17 protein-coding genes, 1 pseudogene and 1 riboswitch are annotated in these 16,855 nt (G+C 71.1%); of the genes and pseudogenes, 8 read left to right on the top strand and 10 right to left on the bottom strand.

Going from position 1 to position 16,855, the window contains the following annotated elements; all coding sequences use genetic code 11:
- Positions 1–67 precede the first annotated feature (67 nt).
- Genes ACIBG8_RS35180 through ACIBG8_RS35170 form a run of 3 tightly spaced genes read right to left on the bottom strand, consistent with a single transcriptional unit; the run spans position 68 to position 1,627 of the window.
- Positions 68–415, bottom strand: coding sequence for a DUF1801 domain-containing protein (locus tag ACIBG8_RS35180; RefSeq protein WP_397347409.1), 348 nt, complete (start codon positions 413–415; stop codon positions 68–70).
- Positions 412–963 (bottom strand): dihydrofolate reductase family protein, encoded by a 552-nt coding sequence (locus ACIBG8_RS35175; protein WP_397347408.1) that lies wholly within the window; start codon positions 961–963, stop codon positions 412–414. The genes ACIBG8_RS35180 and ACIBG8_RS35175 overlap by 4 nt, the downstream gene beginning before the upstream one ends.
- Positions 964–997: 34 nt before the next feature.
- Complete coding sequence (locus ACIBG8_RS35170; protein WP_397347407.1) at positions 998–1,627, bottom strand: DUF998 domain-containing protein; 630 nt, start codon at positions 1,625–1,627, stop codon at positions 998–1,000.
- Positions 1,628–1,712: 85 nt separating this feature from the next.
- Here ACIBG8_RS35170 and ACIBG8_RS35165 point away from each other — a divergent pair, with 85 nt between their 5' ends.
- Together ACIBG8_RS35165 and ACIBG8_RS35160 are read left to right on the top strand one after the other, a co-directional pair.
- Positions 1,713–2,030, top strand: coding sequence for a YciI family protein (locus tag ACIBG8_RS35165; protein ID WP_397347406.1), 318 nt, complete (start codon positions 1,713–1,715; stop codon positions 2,028–2,030).
- Positions 2,027–3,919, top strand: coding sequence for a sigma-70 family RNA polymerase sigma factor (locus ACIBG8_RS35160; RefSeq protein WP_397347405.1), 1,893 nt, complete (start codon positions 2,027–2,029; stop codon positions 3,917–3,919). Before ACIBG8_RS35165 ends, ACIBG8_RS35160 begins: the two co-directional genes overlap by 4 nt.
- Here the strand turns inward: ACIBG8_RS35160 and ACIBG8_RS35155 are convergent.
- The gene (locus tag ACIBG8_RS35155; protein ID WP_397347404.1) at positions 3,891–5,072 is read right to left on the bottom strand and encodes an aminotransferase class V-fold PLP-dependent enzyme; all 1,182 of its coding nucleotides are present in this window, start codon (positions 5,070–5,072) and stop codon (positions 3,891–3,893) included. The genes ACIBG8_RS35160 and ACIBG8_RS35155 overlap by 29 nt on opposite strands.
- Positions 5,065–5,862: an NAD(P)H-binding protein gene (locus ACIBG8_RS35150; RefSeq protein WP_397347403.1), complete on the bottom strand. Its 798-nt coding sequence runs from the start codon at positions 5,860–5,862 to the stop codon at positions 5,065–5,067. The genes ACIBG8_RS35155 and ACIBG8_RS35150 overlap by 8 nt, the downstream gene beginning before the upstream one ends.
- A 74-nt stretch (positions 5,863–5,936) precedes the next feature.
- Between ACIBG8_RS35150 and ACIBG8_RS35145 the strand changes: the two genes are divergently transcribed.
- Positions 5,937–6,830 carry an AraC family transcriptional regulator gene (locus tag ACIBG8_RS35145; RefSeq protein ID WP_397347402.1) on the top strand — a complete coding sequence of 298 codons (894 nt, stop codon included), beginning with the start codon at positions 5,937–5,939 and terminating at the stop codon, positions 6,828–6,830.
- A gap of 7 nt (positions 6,831–6,837) precedes the next feature.
- On the opposite strand, the gene ACIBG8_RS35140 is transcribed toward ACIBG8_RS35145, so the two are convergent.
- Positions 6,838–7,290, bottom strand: a complete 453-nt coding sequence (locus tag ACIBG8_RS35140; RefSeq protein ID WP_397347401.1) for an iron chaperone — start codon at positions 7,288–7,290, stop codon at positions 6,838–6,840.
- 208 nt (positions 7,291–7,498) lie between these two features.
- Positions 7,499–7,630: riboswitch (cyclic di-AMP (ydaO/yuaA leader) on the top strand.
- Between the two features lie 19 nt (positions 7,631–7,649).
- On the opposite strand from ACIBG8_RS35140, the gene ACIBG8_RS35135 reads away from it, so the two are divergent.
- Positions 7,650–8,444, top strand: a complete 795-nt coding sequence (locus ACIBG8_RS35135; RefSeq protein WP_397347826.1) for a CHAP domain-containing protein — start codon at positions 7,650–7,652, stop codon at positions 8,442–8,444.
- Positions 8,445–8,521: 77 nt separating this feature from the next.
- Positions 8,522–10,642: a CHAT domain-containing protein gene (locus ACIBG8_RS35130; protein ID WP_397347400.1), complete on the top strand. Its 2,121-nt coding sequence runs from the start codon at positions 8,522–8,524 to the stop codon at positions 10,640–10,642.
- Here ACIBG8_RS35130 and ACIBG8_RS35125 read toward each other — a convergent pair.
- Genes ACIBG8_RS35125 through ACIBG8_RS35110 form a run of 4 tightly spaced genes read right to left on the bottom strand, consistent with a single transcriptional unit; the run spans position 10,629 to position 13,250 of the window.
- Positions 10,629–11,462: a GNAT family N-acetyltransferase gene (locus ACIBG8_RS35125; RefSeq protein WP_397347399.1), complete on the bottom strand. Its 834-nt coding sequence runs from the start codon at positions 11,460–11,462 to the stop codon at positions 10,629–10,631. The two genes, ACIBG8_RS35130 and ACIBG8_RS35125, sit on opposite strands and share 14 nt — an antisense overlap.
- Complete coding sequence (locus ACIBG8_RS35120; RefSeq protein WP_397347398.1) at positions 11,459–11,605, bottom strand: hypothetical protein; 147 nt, start codon at positions 11,603–11,605, stop codon at positions 11,459–11,461. The genes ACIBG8_RS35125 and ACIBG8_RS35120 overlap by 4 nt, the downstream gene beginning before the upstream one ends.
- A 43-nt stretch (positions 11,606–11,648) precedes the next feature.
- On the bottom strand, positions 11,649–12,485 hold the full coding sequence (locus tag ACIBG8_RS35115) for an SDR family NAD(P)-dependent oxidoreductase (RefSeq protein WP_397347397.1): 837 nt from the start codon (positions 12,483–12,485) through the stop codon (positions 11,649–11,651).
- A gap of 48 nt (positions 12,486–12,533) precedes the next feature.
- Complete coding sequence (locus tag ACIBG8_RS35110) at positions 12,534–13,250, bottom strand: SDR family NAD(P)-dependent oxidoreductase (protein ID WP_397347396.1); 717 nt, start codon at positions 13,248–13,250, stop codon at positions 12,534–12,536.
- A gap of 81 nt (positions 13,251–13,331) precedes the next feature.
- Here ACIBG8_RS35110 and ACIBG8_RS35105 point away from each other — a divergent pair, with 81 nt between their 5' ends.
- From ACIBG8_RS35105 to ACIBG8_RS35095, 3 genes and pseudogenes are all read left to right on the top strand, one after another.
- On the top strand, positions 13,332–14,249 hold the full coding sequence (locus ACIBG8_RS35105; RefSeq protein ID WP_397347395.1) for an RNA polymerase sigma-70 factor: 918 nt from the start codon (positions 13,332–13,334) through the stop codon (positions 14,247–14,249).
- Between the two features lie 32 nt (positions 14,250–14,281).
- Complete coding sequence (locus ACIBG8_RS35100) at positions 14,282–15,847, top strand: hypothetical protein (protein WP_397347394.1); 1,566 nt, start codon at positions 14,282–14,284, stop codon at positions 15,845–15,847.
- Positions 15,848–15,958: 111 nt separating this feature from the next.
- Positions 15,959–16,753, top strand: a pseudogene (locus ACIBG8_RS35095) (EamA family transporter); the annotation flags it as partial.
- Positions 16,754–16,855 lie beyond the last annotated feature (102 nt).

Raw genomic sequence — 16,855 nt, 5'->3', positions numbered from 1 at the left:
GTCGCGGTCGCCTGGTGACATGCGCGAAGCCCCGCCCGGGGCTTCCGGGCGGGGCTGGTCGGCGTGGTCATTTCTCCAGGTCCACCGCCTGCCGTACCCAGGTGGTGAACAGGTCGGCGTCGATGTCCTCCAGGCTGCTGAGCTTGACCGCGGCCATCTGGCGGGAGGCGGGCCGCAGCCGTCCCGACGGGTCGTCGATCTCCTGGCCGCGCCACAGGCCGAAGGTCACGTATGAGCTGTAGGCCTTGAAGAACACCACCGGGGTCTTGCCGGGGGCCGCGCCGAGGCTCCAGACCGGGTGGCCGTGCCAGACGGCGCCGGGCCGGTCGATCGCCTGGTCGACCAGGGTGGTGAGGGTCTCGCCGATCTCGCGGAGCGGGGTGGGGAGGGCTGCTGCGTACTCGGTGACGGTCATCGGGGGTCTCCCTGCGCGGGCTGGTAGTGAAGGTGGACGGCGCCGGTGGCGAAGGTGGTGGACTCCACGAGGGTGAGCGGCAGCCGCCCGACCGACTCGTCGAACAGGCGCATGCCCGCCCCCAGGACGATGGGGTGGACGTGCAGGTGGAGCTCGTCGACCAGACCGGCGCGCAGCAGGTGCCTGGTCAGGGTGATGCTGCCGGTGAGGCTGATGTCCTTGCCCGGTTCCTCCTTGAGCTCGGCGAGCTGGGCCGCGACGTCGCCGCTGATGAGGGTGGAGTTGTTCCACTCGGCCTTCTCCAGCGTGCTGGAGACGACGATCTTGCGGATGTTGTTGAGGTTGTCGGCCATCACACCGCTCTGGTGGGGCCAGGTGGAGGCGAAGGACTCGTAGGTGGTCCGGCCGAGCAGCAGGGTGTCCGAGCGGGTCTGCGCGGCGATGACCGCTGCGGCCATCTCGTCGTTCATCCAGGGGAAGTGCCAGTTCTGGGGCGACTCGACGACGCCGTCCAGCGAGACGAAGAGCCCAGCGACGATCTTTCTCATGACGATCTCCTTCGGTTTCGGTAGGTGCGGGGGGTCAGCGGCGGGTGGCGGCGACGAGAGAGACCCAGCCCATGGCGGCGAAGACGCCGACGGCGAGGGTGAGCGACCCTGCCCTGCCACCGGTCATGGCCCAGCCGTCGCCCAGGATGAGGATCACGGCGGCGACGCGCGAGGCGATGGCCAGGCCGCGCTGTCCTGCGCGGCTGAAGTGGCGGGCCAGGACGAAGCCGACGGCGATGAGCGAGAAGAAGCTCGTGGACCCGGCCGCCATGTGCGCGATGCCGTGCCAGCTCATCGTGGCGGGCATCCCGTACGGCGTGCCGAGCGGGAAACCGTCCGACGGATCCATGACCAGCACCCCGGCCGCCATCATGCCGATCCCGGCGATCAGGATCAGGCGTGGCGCCCACTTCCCGTACCCGGCCCGCTTGAAGCCGGCGGATCCGGCGATCAGCAGGACGCCGACGGTGAGGAAGTTGGCGATCTGCAGCCAGCCGAGCGAGCCGGTGGACAGCAGGCTCAGCGGGTGGCGGGTGAGGTCGAAGCCCTCGCGGGTGAAGACCTGGGCCAGGGAGACCCCGAAGAAGACCGGGGTGGCCAGGGCGCCTGCGGTGAGCAGGGTGCGGGTGCGGACGGTGGTCGCGGTCAGCGCGATGGCGGTCATTTCTGGCTCCTCGTTCGTTGTTCGCTTCTGCCCATACGTCGATCGGGGGATGTGACAGGGAATGCGCATCTGTAGAGTGCGATCCATGCGATTTCTCATGACGAGCGTGGGCGAGATGCGCGCCGACGAGGCGCTCTACCTGGAGATGGGCAACTTCATCGAGGAGCTGACGAAGGCCGGGTCGCTGGTGGCCACCGGCGGCATGGAGGTGGGCGGCACGGTGTTCCGGGCCTCGGGCGGCGAGCTCACCGTGATGGACGGGCCGTTCGCCGAGGCCAAGGAGCTGGCTGGCGGGTTCGCGCTGGTCGAGGTCGCCTCGAAGGAGGAGGCCATGGAGCTCGCCCGCCGCTTCTTCAAGATCATTGGCGAGGGTGAGGGACGGATGCAGCAGATCTACGGGTGAGGGACACCCTCGACGCGGTCTGGAAGGCGGAGTCCGCGCGGATCGTCGCCGCCCTGACCAGGCTGGTGCGCGACGTCGGCCTGGCCGAGGAGCTGGCGCAGGACGCCCTGGTGGCGGCGCTGGAGCAGTGGCCGTCGCAGGGCGTGCCCGACAACCCGGGCGCGTGGCTGATGACCATCGCCAAACGGCGGGCCATCGACCACATCAGGCGGTCACAGCGGCTGGAGCAGATCGCCCAGCCGCCGCCCGAGCAGCAGGAGCAGCAGGAGGACGACGTCCTGCGGCTGATGTTCATCTCCTGCCACCCCGTGCTGCCCGCTCGCGAGCGGGCCGCGCTCACCCTGCGCCTGCTGGGCGGGCTCAGCGCCGCCGAGATCGGGCGGGCGTTCCTGCTGCCCGAGCAGGTGATCGCGCAACGCATCGCAGCCGCCAAGCGCACCCTCGCCGAGCGGAACGTGCCGTTCGAGCTCCCCGAGGGGTCCGAGCTGGCAGAACGGCTGGCCTCGGTGCTGGAGGTCATCTACCTGATCTTCAACGAGGGCTACTCGGCCACCTCGGGCGACGACCTGATGCGCCCGGCGCTCACCCGGGAGGCGATGCGGCTGGGCGGGCTGCTGGCCGAGCTGGCGCCGCACGAGGCCGAGGTGCACGGCCTGGTCGCGCTGATGGAGATCCAGGCCTCGCGCGCCGAGGCCAGGACCGGGCCGTCCGGCGAGCCGATCCAGCTGCACGAGCAGGACAGGAGCAGGTGGGACAGGCAGCTCATCAACCGCGGCTTCGCGTCGATGTTGCGCGCCAGGCAGGCGGGCGGCCCGCTCGGCCCGTACGTGCTGCAGGCCGCGATCGCCGTCTCGCACGCGCAGGCTGCCAGCGCGGAGCAGACGGACTGGGCGCAGATCGCGGCGCTGTACGAGGCGCTGGTGCGGATGGTGCCGTCGCCGGTGATCCAGCTCAACCGGGCGGTCGCGCTGGGCATGGCCGGTGGGCCGCAGGCGGGGCTGGACCTGGTCGACACGGTCTCGGCTGATCCGGCGCTCAGGGACTACCACCTGCTGTCCGTGGTGCGCGGGGACCTGCTGGAGAGGCTGGGACGGCAGGCGGAGGCGAGCCGGGAGTTCACCCGCGCGGCGGCGCTGACCCGCAACGAGCCGGAACGCGCGTTCCTCCTCCGCCGGGCGGGCTCGTCGGCACCTGGCGAGGCCACCGTGGGCGACGCGGTGAGCCGGTTCCTGGCCCGTGACGACCTGGGGGCCGAGACCTTGCGCTCGTACGGCCAGACCATGCGCCGCCTGCTCCTCGACCTGGGCGCGGCCACCCCGCTCGCCGAGGTGAGCGCCTCGGACGTCGCCCGGGTCTTCGCCGTGGCCTGGGGCGGGGCGGGGGTGCGCACCTGGAACAGGCACCGCGCCGCCGTACGGGCGCTGTCGGCCTGGACGTCCACCAGAGACCTGGCTGCCGGGGTGCCCAGGAAGTGGGAAAGCCGCGTGCCGCGGCCAGCGGTCGGCGGGCCTGATCTGGAGGCGTTGTGGCGGCACCCGTCGCTGCGCGAGCGGACGTTCTGGCGGATGGTGCACGAGTCCGGCGCCCCGGCCAGAGCGGCCCTCGCCCTCGACGTCGACCGGCTGGACCTGCCCGGCCGCCGCGGGCGCGCGTCGCTCAGGGGACGCGAGGTCGAGGTCCGATGGGGGCAGGGCACGGCCGCCCTGCTGCCCGGCCTCATCGGGGACCGTACCCGCGGCCCGCTGTTCCTCGCCGACCGGCGGCCCGGCCCCGCGCGCATGCCCGCGCCCACGGATCTGTGCCCGGACACCGGGCGCGGCCGCCTGTCCTACGAGCGGGCCGAGTACCTCTTCAAGCAGGTCAGCGGCCAGACCCTACATCAGCTATGAGCCGGTCGAGCTCGGCTTCGGTGTTGTAGTAGTGCACGGAGGCCCGGACCACCGAGGTCAGGTCACGCGGCTCGAAGTCCCACCGGGCGTAGTCGGCGATGGAGACCGACACGTTGATCCCGTTCGCCTTGAGCGCCGACGCGACGTCCTGGCTGTCGCGGCCCTCGACGGTGAACGTCACGATGCCGCACTGCCGCGCTCCCCTGTCGTGCACCGTCACGCCGGGAACCCCGCGCAGGCCCGCGCGCAGGGTTTCGGCCAGCCCGGTGACGCGCTCCTGGATGGCGTCCAGCCCCAGGTCGAGGGCGTAGTCGACGGCGACGCCCAGCCCGATCTTCCCGGCGTAGTAGGTCTCCCAGTTCTCGAACCTGCGCGCGTCCTCACGCACCTGGTAGCTGTCCCGCCCCGTCCAGGTGGCCGCGTGCAGGTCGAGGAACGGCGGCTCCAGGCTCTCCCTGATACGCGGCGAGCAGTAGAGGAAGCCGGTGCCGCGCGGCCCGCGCAGGAACTTGCGCCCGGTCGCGGTGAGCAGGTCGCAGCCGATCTCCGCCACGTCGACCCGCATCTGCCCGACGGACTGGCAGGCGTCCAGCAGGTAGGTCACCCCCGCCTCCCTGGCCACCCGGCCGATCTCGGCCGCCGGGTTGACCAGGCCGCCCTGGGTGGGCACGTGGGTGACGGCGATCAGCTTCACCCGGTCGTCGACCATCGAGCGCAGCGCGCCGACGTCGAGCTGGCCGCTCTCGTCGTCGGGCACCACGTCGACCTGGACCCCGTGCTTCCTGGCCGTCTGGAGGAAGGCGATGGCGTTGCTGGCGTACTCGGCGCCGGCGGTGAGGATGCGGTCGCCCCGCTGCCACGGCATCGCGTAGAACGCCATGTCCCAGGCGCGGGTGGCGTTCTCCACCACCGCGATGTCGTCCCTGGCCGCGCCCACCAGGCGGGCGATCGCGTCGTAGGTGTGCTCGATACGGTCCCGCTGCGCGTCGGCGGCCTCGTAGCCGCCGATCTCCTCCTCCAGCCGGAGGTGCGCCACGACCGCGTCGACCACCTGCCGGGGCGGGAGCGCCGCCCCGGCGTTGTTCAGGTGCACGACGCTCGCGCATCCGGCCGTGTCCTGACGTACCCGCTCGACGTCGATGTGTTCACCCATAGACGGGGAGGTTATCCGCGTAGGCCGACAGCGGGCGCGCCGGGTGCCCGGTGACGCGCTCGACGGTGTCCGTCACCAGGGCGTTCTCCCCGTCGCGGATGGTGGAGAACAGCCCCAGCTGCCACGTGATCACCCGGTCGTCCGCGCCCGCCCGGCGCAGCCCGCCGGCGAACTCCTCCTCCGTCAGCGCCACGTAGCGAAGGCCTGGGCCGAGGATCGCCAGCGCCTGGTGGTGGTCCAGCGCCTCGGGACCGGTCAGCACGTAGGTCTGGCCGTGGTGGCCGTCCTCGGTGAGCGCGGCGGCCGCCACCTCGCCGATGTCGCGGGTGTCCACGAAGCTCACCGGCGCGTCCCCCGCGGGCAGCGCCAGGGTGGACTCGTCGCACAGGGCGGGGGCGAAGCCCTCGCCGAAGTTCTGCTGGAACCAGTTCGGCCGCAGGATGGTCCACTCCTTGCCCGAGGCGCGCACGTCGCGCTCCCACGCCGCCATCGGCACCACGCCGGGCAGCAGGTCGGCGCCCAGCACCGACAGCAGGACCACCCTGCGCAGCTCGGGGGCGCTCGCCAGGAGCTCGCCGACGAGCACGGCGCCGTCCTGCTCGCCGTACGGGCCGACGATGTACGCGCCCTCTGCGCCCTCCAGCGCGGGGGCCCACGTCTCGCGGTCGGCCCAGTCGAAGCGGACCTCGCCGCTGCGGCTGGCCGCCTTCACCTTCATGCCTCGTGCCCGCAGCGCTTCCACGACGGGCCTGCCGGTCTTGCCGGTCGCTCCGATCACCAAAATCGTCATGTCTTCACGGTAGGCAGTGGAGGCCGGACGATGAATGCTTCAGGATCCGGATTTCATGTCCTAGAGTCCGGAGGGTGGATGTCCTCTCCGAAGCGCTCGCCGCCATGCGCACCGGCCGCACCCGTTCCGCCCGCACCGACGTGCGCGCGCCCTGGGGGCTGCGCTTTCCCGCGGTCACCGGCACGACCTTCCACGTCGTCCTCCAGGGCACGTGCTGGCTGCTGCCCGGCGACGGTACGGCTCCGCTCCCCCTGAGCGCCGGCGACGTGGTCTTCCTGCGCGAGGGCAGCGCGCACGCCCTGGCCGACCAGCCCGGCTCGCCGCTGATCGAGTTCGTCCCCTCGCGCGAGACGCCCGACTCGCCCATCGGCCAGGTCCGCGTGGACGGGCCAGGCGACCGGGCGATCCTGCTCTGCGGCGCCTACCAGCTCGACCGCGCCCGCCCGCACCCCCTGATGCGCGACCTGCCCGCCCTCATCCACCTCACCCGGAGCCCCGAGCTCGGCCCCCTCGTCGACCTGCTCGCCCGCGAGCTCGACCTCAGCCTGCCGGGACGCGACGGCATCGTGCCGTCGCTGGTCGACGCGATGCTGCTGTACATCCTGCGCGCCTGGACCGGCGGCGACGCCTCCAGGTGGGGCCTCGCGCTGTCCGACCGCGCGATCAGCCACGCCCTGCGGGACATCCACGCCAGGCCGGAACACCCCTGGACCGTCGAGGAGCTGGCCACGCGCGGCGGCGTGTCCCGCTCGGTGTTCGCGGAGAGGTTCACCGCGCTCGTGGGACAGCCGCCGATGACGTACCTGGCCTGGTGGCGCATGACCAGCGCGGGCCGGATGCTCCGCGAGAGCGACACCCCGCTCAGGACGGTGGCCCAGAGCGTGGGCTACACCTCGGAGTTCGCCTTCGCCAAAGCCTTCAAGCGAGCGTACGGCACGCCGCCCGGCCGCTACCGCCGCCCGGCGTGACACCCGCTCAGCCCATCGCCCGCTTCAGCAGGGCGACGATCTGCGCCTCCACCTCGGGCGTCACCTCGGTCAGCGCGTAGGCGGCCGGCCACAGGGCGCCGTCGTCGAGCTTCGCCCCGTCGCTGAAGCCGAGCGTGGCGTAACGCGCCTTGAACTTCTCGGCGGGCTGGAAGTGGCACAGGAGCTTGCCGTCGAGCGCGTAGGCGGGCATGCCGTACCAGAGCTTGGGCGCGAGAGCCGGGGCGTGGGTGGTGATGACGGCGTGGACGCGCTCGGCCAGGACCCGGTCGGAGTCCTTCATCTCGGCGATCTTGGCGAGGACGTCGCGTACGGCCTCGGCCGCCTTGTCGGCCGCGCTGGTGCTCGCGGACTTCTTGAGGTCCTTGGCGTGCTCCTTCATCGCGGCGCGCTCTTCTGCGGTGAAACCGTCGTAGGTGCTGCGGGTGTTGGTGGCGCTCATCGCGTTCTCCTTCGTCGTTTTCCGCTGTGACATCAGGGTCGCGCGCCGGATGCATACATTCGCTATGCGCCGGCGATGCGGTCATCCATTAGATGGAGTTGACCCTCAACCGATGGATTGATGACCGTCTTTGCGTCCGCTTTATTTACCGTTACCAAATTGCGATATCGGCGTGACCGGTATTAGGGTCCTGCTTTATCGGCCGATGACCGGCCGACCGCCGAGTCCCGTTCAGGGAGCCGGGGACCCACGTTCCTCGGGGTGAATCCGCTGCTCGCAGCGGTAGGGCACTCCTTCGCCCGAACCCGTCAGCTAACCCGGTAGGCGGCAGAGGAGAACGGGGAGTACAACCCGTGGAAATGCTCGAAACGGCCATCCAGAGGATGGTCAAGATCCTCGACGCCGAGGTTGGTTACACCGAGAAACCGGACGGATACACGAAGTTCGGCGAGTGGTACACCGGGAACGTCGACGACAGTTACGACTTCACCAATGCGGCCTGGTGCGACATGTTCCTGGCGTGGGGGGCTCGGCAGGCGGGCCTCCAGGACGTGTACGGGCAGTTCGCCTACACGCCCGCGCATGCCGGGTGGTTCAAGGAGCAGGGCGCCTGGGGGACGAAACCGGCGCCGGGGGCGCTGGTGTTCTACGACTGGTCGGGGGGTGACTCCATCGACGGCATCGACCATGTGGGGATCGTGACGAAGGTCGACGGCGACCGCATCGAGACCATCGAGGGCAACGTCGACCGGCAGTTCGCCAAGCGCAAGGAAAGGGACCAGAGCAGCGTCGTGGGGTACGGCTACCCGGCCAAGGTCAAAACCTCCACCACCCCCTCCCCACCCGCCGCCGCTCCCGCACCACCGGCCACTCCGGACCAAGGAGCCGCGCCACAAAAAGGGGCCGTACTCGGGCAGGGAGCCGCCTCGGCACCACCCACCACCTCAGGGCCCTCGGCCGCTTTGGCGCTCTCTACCGGTCCCGGGCAGGGGGTGGCCGTTCCCGGCACCGTCCAGGGTGTTTCCGCGGCAGCTCTCCACGACGCGGCCGCGGCAGCCGTGCTCATCCCCGCCCTGACGATCATCCTCGTCCTGGCCGCCTTCGTGAAGAGGAGGTGGGTCACCCCGCAGGGCCGCCACGCCGCCGCCCTGTGACCCCCGGTGTCCCTGGTACGGCCCAGCCGTACCAGGGACGCCTGTACGTCACGCGCAGACGTTGCGAAGCTTGGCCCGTGACCCTGACCTACGCCCAGGCGCGGGCGTTGCTGGAGGGACAGCGGCGGGCGGTCATGGTGGAGTTCTTCACCATGACCGACGAGGTCGTCCTGTTCAAGGTGACCGCGGACGACACCGAGCCGGAAGTGGTCCGCCTCCCCCTCGACCAGGCGGCACTCAGACGTTTCGTCCTCACCACGTTCGGCCACGCGGGCGGGGTCCGCGAGATGGTCTCGATGGGCCTGGAAGACCTCTGGCACGCCCACGACAACCTGGTCGAGCCCCTGAGCAGATGGACGGACCCCGACGACCTGGTGATCCTCGTCCCCCACGGCCTCCTCCACTACCTCCCCCTGCACGCACTGCGGGTGGACGGCGGCCACCTCATCGACAGGAACCCGGTCTCCTACGCCCCCAGCGCCTCCGTCCTGGCGGCCTGCCGTAACCGCCGCAACAGGAACGCCGGGGCAGCCGTCTTCGGTGACCCGCGCGGCGACCTCCCCCAGGCGCGGGTCCGGGCTGAGGAACCCGCCGACCAGCACCAGCGCGACCGGCGCCTCGACGAGGAGCCGGAACGCCAGCAGGCACACCACCGCCGTGATCCACCAGGACGGAACCGCGTCGTCCAGCGGCCCTCTGATCGCCCACAGCCCCAGGGCCAGCGGCAGCGCCGTCAGGAAGGGCGAGATCCGGGGCCAGTGCCGCCAGTCGAGCCGGATCAACCGCGCACCCAGGACCATGGGGATCGTGAACAGCACAGCCCGGGTCACGTCGGCCGCGTCGGCGCTCGGCGGGACGAACCGGTAGACCTCGGGCAGGAAGACGATGCCGAGCGCGATGGTCAGGACCATCAGCCCTGGTGTCATCCGAAGCTTCACGCCTTCGCCTCCTATACCCCGCCCGCCAAAGGGAATTGCACGCCGGAAGGACGGCCCGCGACAATCCCCCGTCGTCTACTACTTCTTGGGGGAACCGCTGTGAGAACCCGCTTGCTGCTCGGCGTCGCCGTACTGGTCGCCGCCCTGGCCCCGCCCCTGACCGCGAACGCCGCGGTGGCGCGCGAGTTGATCCCCGAGGCCAGCGACGAGTTCAACGGCTCGGCCCTCGACACGGCCAAGTGGCGCAGGGGCATCTGGTACAAGGTGTCCGGCAACGAGCAGGACGGCGGCGCGTTCCGTCCGGAGAACGTGACCGTCAGCGGCGGCAACCTGGTGATCAGCGCCAGGACCGAGGACTTCGGCGGCAGGCACCACACCTACGGCGCCGTGGAGTCGCTGTTCGACGTGCCGGGCGACAACACCTACGTCGAGGTGCGCGCGAAGGTGCTCGACCGGCGGGCCAACGTGCTGAGCGCCATCTGGATGCAGTCCTCTCCGCTGTCGGTGGCGAACAACCCGAACCCCGAGATCGACATCCACGAGACGTTCAGCTACCGCCGCATGGTCTCCACCCTGCACCGCTGGGTGGTCAAGCCGGGCACGGCCGAGCAGCACGTGGGCGACGGCGACAAGCGGGTCGACTTCGGCGTCGAGGACAACAGCGCCGGTTTCCACACCTACGGCCTGCGCCGCCAGTACGGCATCCTGACCTTCTTCCAGGACGGCAGGCCCGGCTGGACCGTCACCCCCGACGACCCCGCCTACTCCAGCCTGGCCAGGCACCTGGTGCTCAGCCTCGAGGGCCACCTCGGCAAGCCGGACGAGCAGTACCTGCCCGCGAACTTCCTGATCGACTACGTCCGCACCTACCGCGAGCCCAACCCGTCCGGCCAGGCCGACAACCGGGTCACCTCCTGGCTCAAGAGCGACCCCGCCGCCGGGGGCGGCAGCGCCTGCTCCGACCGGCAGATCCTGCTCGCCAGGGGCCGCTACGCGTGGCAGGTCTACAACGACACCGCGGCGGAGCAGTCGCACACCTGGCCCAAGCCCGGATACCGCGAGATCGACCTGGACGCGGGCACCTACACCTGGACGGAATGCGTCACGCAGCAGAACGGCTCCTACGCGCAGACCTCCACACTCAAGCGCGCCAACAGCTCACTGCCCGCCGCGCAGGTGGCCGGGCCGAAGCTCGAACTGGACGCCGGGCGGACGGTGCAGTTCGGCAGCACCCTGCGGTGGCTGGTCAAGCGGTCCTGACCAGCACGGCCCTGGTGTAGAGCAGGCTGAAGCCCTGGCGGTGGGCGTTCTGCTGCGACTTGGAGCCCGGCTGGGTGGTGACGACGGCGAGGTCGCACCCGGCGGAAGCGGCGGCGGCGAGGCGGGCGGAGAGCAGCGCCGACTGCACGCCGCGCCGCCGGTGCTCAGGGGCGGTGGCGGCGCCGGTGAGCTGGGCGATCCCGTCCGTGACGCGCATGCTGGCGCCCCCGGCGAAGGCCCCGTCGCGCAGCGCGAGCAGGCGCCACGCGCCGGTCGCCGCCATGTCGCGGATGGCGTTCTCCACCACGGCGCGGGGGAAGTCCTCGTGGCTCGGCACGCCCTGGTTGTCGGCGTGCCCGAAGGCGTCGACCACGAGGTCGACCCAGGGGCCGAACTCCTCGTCGCCGCTCCGCCGCACCTGGACGCCCGGTGGTGGCGGCTCGCCCTGGAAGCCGTCGAGGGTGCGGCCGAGCACGTTCTCGAAGGAGACGAGCCGGTAGCCGCGGCCGGTCAGCAGGTCGCCGACCGCAGGGTCGGCGAGGGTGGACAGCTCGACCTGGATCGGGGCGCCGCATGCGGCGTAGGCCCGCTCGACGCGGTCGACGTCGGCCGGGGACGGCACGCCCTCGAAGCCGAGCCCGGCGACCTTGTTCAGGGGTGAGTCCGGCTCGGCGAAGCTCGCCACGCCACCGGCGTACGGCAGCGCGAAGCCCAGCGTGTCGCCCCTGCGGGCGCGGGAGGCGTCGCTGCTGTCGGCGATGAGCCTGGTCTCGGCCCGCTCGATCCGCGCGGCGAGGGATATGTCGCAGAACAACATCATCGGTCCACTCGGTAGAGGTAGGGGGTGCGCTCGACGACCGAGCGGATCATCGCCGTCCCGATGCCCCTGCGCATCGGCTCCGGGTCGCCGAGCAGAACGAGCAGGAGGTCCTGCTCGTGCAGCGGGCGCAGGGTGAACGGCATGATGCTGACGGTATTGAATCCTCGCCACCGCCAGCATCCCCATTTACTCAAATCCGTGTGCCTCGGCGGACAGCTCCTGCCAGTCGTCCCACGTCTTGAGCCGGTCGGCGTAGGCGCGCTGGATCATCGGGTAGAAGCCCTGGCCGAAGAGCACCCGCAGCGGCGGATTGCCGGAGTCGACGAGCTTGAGCAGCGCCTGCGCCGCCGCTGCCGGGTCTCCGGCGGGCTGCTTCCCCACCATCTCCCCGAGCCGCACGCGGAGCCCGTCGTAGGCGGGGTTGTGCTCGGCCACGTGCCCGTTGTCCAGCGGGTCCGGGTTCTTGCCCGCCCTCGTGGCGAACCCGCCTGGCGCGATCACGGTCACCTTGATCCCGAACCCCGCGACCTCCTGGGCGAGCGCCTCGTTGAGCCCTTCGAGCGCCCACTTGGAGGCGTGGTAGGCGCCGCCGAGCGGCATCGCGATGAGCCCGGCCACCGAGGAGAGCTGGACGATGTGCCCTGAGCCCTGTTCGCGCAGGTACGGCAGAGCCGCCTGCACCACCCACACCGCGCCGAACAGGTTGGTCTCCATCTGGTCGCGCAACTGCTGCTCGGTCAGCTCCTCGACCGCGCCCGTCCTGGCGTAGCCCGCGTTGTTCACGACGACGTCGAGCCGCCCGAAGTGCTCCACCGCCCGCTTGACGCCCTCGAAGACGGCCGCCCTGTCGGTGACGTCCAGCTCGATCGGGAGGACCGCGTCGCCGTAGGAGGCGACCAGGTCGTCGAGGCTCGCGGCGTTCCGCGCGACGGCGGCCACCCGGTCCCCGCGGGACAGCGCCGCCTCGACGAAGGCGCGGCCGAGGCCGCGGGACGAACCAGTGACGAACCAGACCTTGCTCATGATCTCTTTCCTTTTCTTTCCGAGTTACCAGGCGACGGTTCTTCCGAGTTACCAGGCGACGGGGCCGAGGCGGTCGACGAAGGTGCCGGTCGGCCCGTCGGCGTCGAGCATCGCGAGCCGCAGGATCGAGTCGGTGCCCTCGGTGACCGTCAGCTCGCCGGTGTGCCGGTTCATGTCGGTGGCGGCGAACTTGCGGTTGGCGACCTCGCCCGGGGTGGCGACGTTGAACTTGATCTCCGGGATCGCCTGGGCGTACCTGACGGTGATCATGTTGAGCGCCGCCTTCGACGAGCTGTAGGCGAGCTCGTGCATCTTCGAGGACGGCTGCTCGGGATCGGTCACGACCGCGAACGAGCCGACGGCGCTGGACACCATCACCACCCGCGGGTTGTCGGCCGCCCGCAGGAGAGGGAGAAAGGCCTGCGTGACCCTGACCGGCCCGTACACGTTGGTGTCGTAGACGGAGTGGATCTCGTCGGCCGTGGCGTCGGCCGGATCGATCCCCCTGCCCGGCGCCCCGGCGTTGTTGATCAGCACGTCCAGCCGGTCGGTGTGCTCGCGGACCAGCCGCACGGCGTCGCTCACCGACTCGTCCGAGGTCACGTCGAGCGGGACCAGGACCACGTTCTTCAGCCCGTCGGCCGCCGCCCGCCCCCGCTCCTCGTCCCGCGAGCCGAGGAAGACCGTCCAGCCGAGCTCGCTGAGCCGCCTGGCCGCTTCGAGGCCGAGTCCCTTGTTGGCGCCGGTTATCAATGCGTTTGTCATGCCCCCTGAGACGAAATGCCCTGCCCGGCTGTGACACGGTGTGACCGGGCTCACATCTGGCGCTGCGCTACCCTTCCTGACGTGACGAGAGCGACAGACTTCGAGCAGTTCAGGCCGCTGTTGTTCTCGATCTCCTACCGGATCCTGGGCAGCGTGACCGAGGCGGAGGACGCCGTCCAGGAGGCCTGGCTGCGCTTCGAGGCCTCCCCCACCGAGCCCGACTCCACCAAGGCGTTCCTCTCCGCGATCGTCACCAGGATCTCGATCGACGTGCTGGGCTCCGCCCGGGTACGCCGGGAGGCCTACGTCGGGCCCTGGTTCCCGGAACCGCTCCTCGCCGACCCCTACCAGGACCCGGAGCGCGCGGCCGAGCTGGCCGACTCGGTGTCGATGGCGGCCCTCATCCTTCTCGAACGGCTCAGCCCGCTCGAACGCGCCGTCTTCGTGCTGCGCGAGGTCTTCGACTTCAGCTTCCCCGAGGTCGCCGCCGCGGTGGGGCGCGGGGAGGCGGCGTGCCGCCAGCTCGCCTCGCGCGCCCGTCGCCACATGCAGGACGGCAGGCCCCGCTTCTCCGCGCTCCGCAAGGAGCGGGAGGACCTGGCGTCGCGGTTCTTCGACGCCCTCAGCCAGGGCGACCTCGCCGGGCTGCAGGAGCTGCTCGCCGCCGACGTGGCGATGTCCGGCGACAGCGGCGGCAACGCGCCGCGGCTCGCCAGGTCCATCGTGGGCGCGGACAACGTGGCCAGGCTGCTCGCCTCCGTCTTCCCCTGGATGGCGAGGATCGACGTGACCTCCGAGCCGCACGAGATCAACGGCCAGCCGGGCGCGATCTTCCGCGACCGGGACGGCAGGGTGCTCCACACCGTGACCCTCGACGTGCTCGACGGGCAGATCCAGGCGATCCGCCTGGTGGTGAACCCGGACAAGCTCGGTCACCTCGGCCCGGTGGCCGACGCCTGGGCCGTCGACCGCGAGCTCCGCCAGGCCCGCCGCCTTTGATCTTCCCCGTATCGGGACGTTAGGGTCCTTCCATGACGGATCGGGCGAGGCTCGCTCTCGGGCGGGCGCTCGGGCACGACGGCCAGGGGATGGTCCACGAGGAGCTCAACGGCAAGATCAACGGGCAGTACGACGTCGCCTACAAGGAGTTCGACCCCGAGGTCTTACGCCGGGTCGACCTCGCCGTCCTCGCCGCGATGACCCGGCTGTCCGGCCGCCTCCCCCCTCCTGACGCCGCCTGGCTATCGGCCAAGACGGCGTGGCCGGAAGAGCTGGTAGAGACGAACGGCGCGGTCACCGGATTCCTGATGCGTACGGTGCCCCCAGGGTTCGCGACGATCGACCTCCTGTTCCGCCACGACGGGGTCACCGACCGGGACCGGCTGCTGATCCTGGCCGACCTCGCCGACACGCTCGCCCGCCTGCACGCGATGGGTGTGGCCGTCGGCGACCTGTCCCCCGGGCACGTGCTGTTCACGGCGGGACCGCAGCCGGGGTGTTTCCTCATCGGCTGCGACGCGATGTGGCTGGGCGGGGCGCGGGCGCTGCCGCCGGTGGAGGCGCCGCCCGGATGGCAGGTTCCCGCTGGCGAGCAGCCTGGCACGCCGCAGGGCGACGCCTTCCTGTTCGCGCTGCTGGCCGTACGCGCCTTCGCCCGTGACCCGTCCTCCGCCGACGTGTCCCGGCTGGCCGCCGTCAACCCCGGCCTGGCCGACCTCGCGATGGCGGCGCTGCACCAGCCTCCGTTCGGCAGGCCGCTGCCTGCCCAGTGGGCCGTACGGCTGCGCGAGACGGCACACCCCGCTCCCATACGGTCCGGGCGGTCGAAGAAGGTCGGGATCGGCGCCGCGGCGGGAGCTGTCGCGGTCGTGCTGCTCGTGGCGGGCGTGAGGGCCGTGGTCAAGAACACGGTGCGGGGGACGCTGGCCGACCCGGCGAAGACCACGACCGAGCCGGCGCAGACCTACTCCCCCTCCCAGGAACCGACGCCGACGGACACTCCTTCCCCGACGCCCACGGACACCCCCACGCCGACGGAAACGCCGTTCGACCTCGGCGCCCTCAACAGCGAGGCCTCGGACCCGACCCCGATCACCGCCGACGGGCTGCTTCCCGTCTCCTTCACCAGCGACAAGGGGGTGCGCTTCGAGCTCAGGGCGAGCGGGGTGGAGAAGTGCCCGAGCCCGTGGCCGGACGCCCACGTCAAGGCGACCCTCCGTACGGCTGGCTGCAAGGACATGGCGGTGGGCGCCTACGTCAACATGGACTCCCCGGCGAACCGGCGGATCCTGGTGTCGGTGTGGATCGTGCCGCTGAAGAACGTGAGCAAGGCCCAGAGCGCCTACGCCAGGCTCAAGACCTACGGCGTGGAGGACTGGGGCATCCGCTGCCCGCGCGAGGGGCCGGGGTCGTCCGGCATCTGCTTCCACCCGGAGAACTGGCTGAGCGCCCAGATCTACGGATACACGGGGTACCGGGCGCGCTACGTGATCCACACCATCGCCGTCTACACGAACAGGACCGCCGCCTCCAGCGCGAAACCGTGGGTCAAGGACGCCTCGAAGGCCGGGTTCTCCAAGGTCGGCCCCGGAGTCTGAGCGCCGCGCGCCCAGAACCCTGAGGAGTGGAACCCTCCCCTCATCACGAGGAGACAGGGGTCATTCAGCTTGTAGATCCAAGTCCCGCGTTAACGGTGCGTCAGCGCCTGGATGAGGTTTTGTCGATCGCCGCCCGCCACGCTCTCCCCCGAACGAACTCGGGGAGGAACGATGGGCAAGACAAGAGCGCTCGCGGCCTGTGGGGCGGCCATGGTGAGCGTGCAGGCGGGCAGCGCCCTGGGCGTGTTGCTGCTGGTCTCGATGGCGGCCCCGGCCGCTTCGTGGCTCAGGCTCACGATCGGCGCGGCGATCCTGCTGGCGTGCGTCAGGCCGCGCCTGCGCGGCCGGCGGTGGACGGAGCTGCGCGATCCGCTGCTCCTCGGGATCTCCATCGCCGCCATGGTCAACCTGTCGGCGCTCGCAATGAGCAGGATCCCGATCGCCACGGTCAGCGCCATCGAGTTCCTCGGCCCGCTGACCCTCGCTTTCCTGGGCACCCGCCGCGCCCGCGACCTGCTCTGGCCGGTGGCCGCGCTCGCCGGGGTCCTGCTGATGACCAGGCCGTGGTCGGCGGGCGGGGACGACCTGCTCGGCTTCGTCCTGGCCCTGGCCGCCGCGCTGGCCTGGGCCCTGTACTTCTGCCTCGGCCAGAGGGTCGGCGACCACTCCTCCGGCGTCGAGGGCGCCGCGCTGCCCCTGGCCGTCGCCGCGGTGATCTCCACCGTGCCCGCCTGGCTGAGCGGCGGGGTCGGCGCGTTCGACGTCCCGGTCGCGGTGTGCGCCGCGCTGCTGGCCCCCACCGCCTACGTGGCGCTGGAGATCTACGCACTGCGCACGCTCACCACGGCCACGACCAGCCTGCTCAACAGCCTGTCGCCCGCGGTGGCGCTCGGTATCGGCGTCGTGGTGCTCGGCCAGTATCCGGACCTGCCGCAGGGCGTTGGCATCGCGCTGGTCTGCCTGGCGGGTTTCGGCGCGGCCAAGGCGGATACCCGTACCGCTCCTGGA

The sequence above is a fragment of the Nonomuraea sp. NPDC050556 genome, assembly GCF_044457355.1.
GTDB lineage: Bacteria > Actinomycetota > Actinomycetes > Streptosporangiales > Streptosporangiaceae > Nonomuraea.
Note: the sequence above shows the minus strand (reverse complement) of the source record. Positions and strands in the feature narration are given on the sequence as shown.

Coding starts and splice junctions, on each gene's coding strand:
- ACIBG8_RS35180 (WP_397347409.1), bottom strand. CDS start 415: ATGACCGTCACCGAGTACGCAGCAGCCCTCCCCACCCCGCTCCGCGAG.
- ACIBG8_RS35150 (WP_397347403.1), bottom strand. CDS start 5,862: ATGACGATTTTGGTGATCGGAGCGACCGGCAAGACCGGCAGGCCCGTC.
- ACIBG8_RS35120 (WP_397347398.1), bottom strand. CDS start 11,605: ATGCCGTTCACCCTGCGCCCGCTGCACGAGCAGGACCTCCTGCTCGTT.
- ACIBG8_RS35115 (WP_397347397.1), bottom strand. CDS start 12,485: ATGAGCAAGGTCTGGTTCGTCACTGGTTCGTCCCGCGGCCTCGGCCGC.
- ACIBG8_RS35175 (WP_397347408.1), bottom strand. CDS start 963: ATGAGAAAGATCGTCGCTGGGCTCTTCGTCTCGCTGGACGGCGTCGTC.
- ACIBG8_RS35100 (WP_397347394.1), top strand. CDS start 14,282: ATGACGGATCGGGCGAGGCTCGCTCTCGGGCGGGCGCTCGGGCACGAC.
- ACIBG8_RS35165 (WP_397347406.1), top strand. CDS start 1,713: ATGCGATTTCTCATGACGAGCGTGGGCGAGATGCGCGCCGACGAGGCG.
- ACIBG8_RS35140 (WP_397347401.1), bottom strand. CDS start 7,290: ATGAGCGCCACCAACACCCGCAGCACCTACGACGGTTTCACCGCAGAA.
- ACIBG8_RS35155 (WP_397347404.1), bottom strand. CDS start 5,072: ATGGGTGAACACATCGACGTCGAGCGGGTACGTCAGGACACGGCCGGA.
- ACIBG8_RS35110 (WP_397347396.1), bottom strand. CDS start 13,250: ATGACAAACGCATTGATAACCGGCGCCAACAAGGGACTCGGCCTCGAA.
- ACIBG8_RS35125 (WP_397347399.1), bottom strand. CDS start 11,462: ATGATGTTGTTCTGCGACATATCCCTCGCCGCGCGGATCGAGCGGGCC.
- ACIBG8_RS35170 (WP_397347407.1), bottom strand. CDS start 1,627: ATGACCGCCATCGCGCTGACCGCGACCACCGTCCGCACCCGCACCCTG.
- ACIBG8_RS35135 (WP_397347826.1), top strand. CDS start 7,650: ATGCTCGAAACGGCCATCCAGAGGATGGTCAAGATCCTCGACGCCGAG.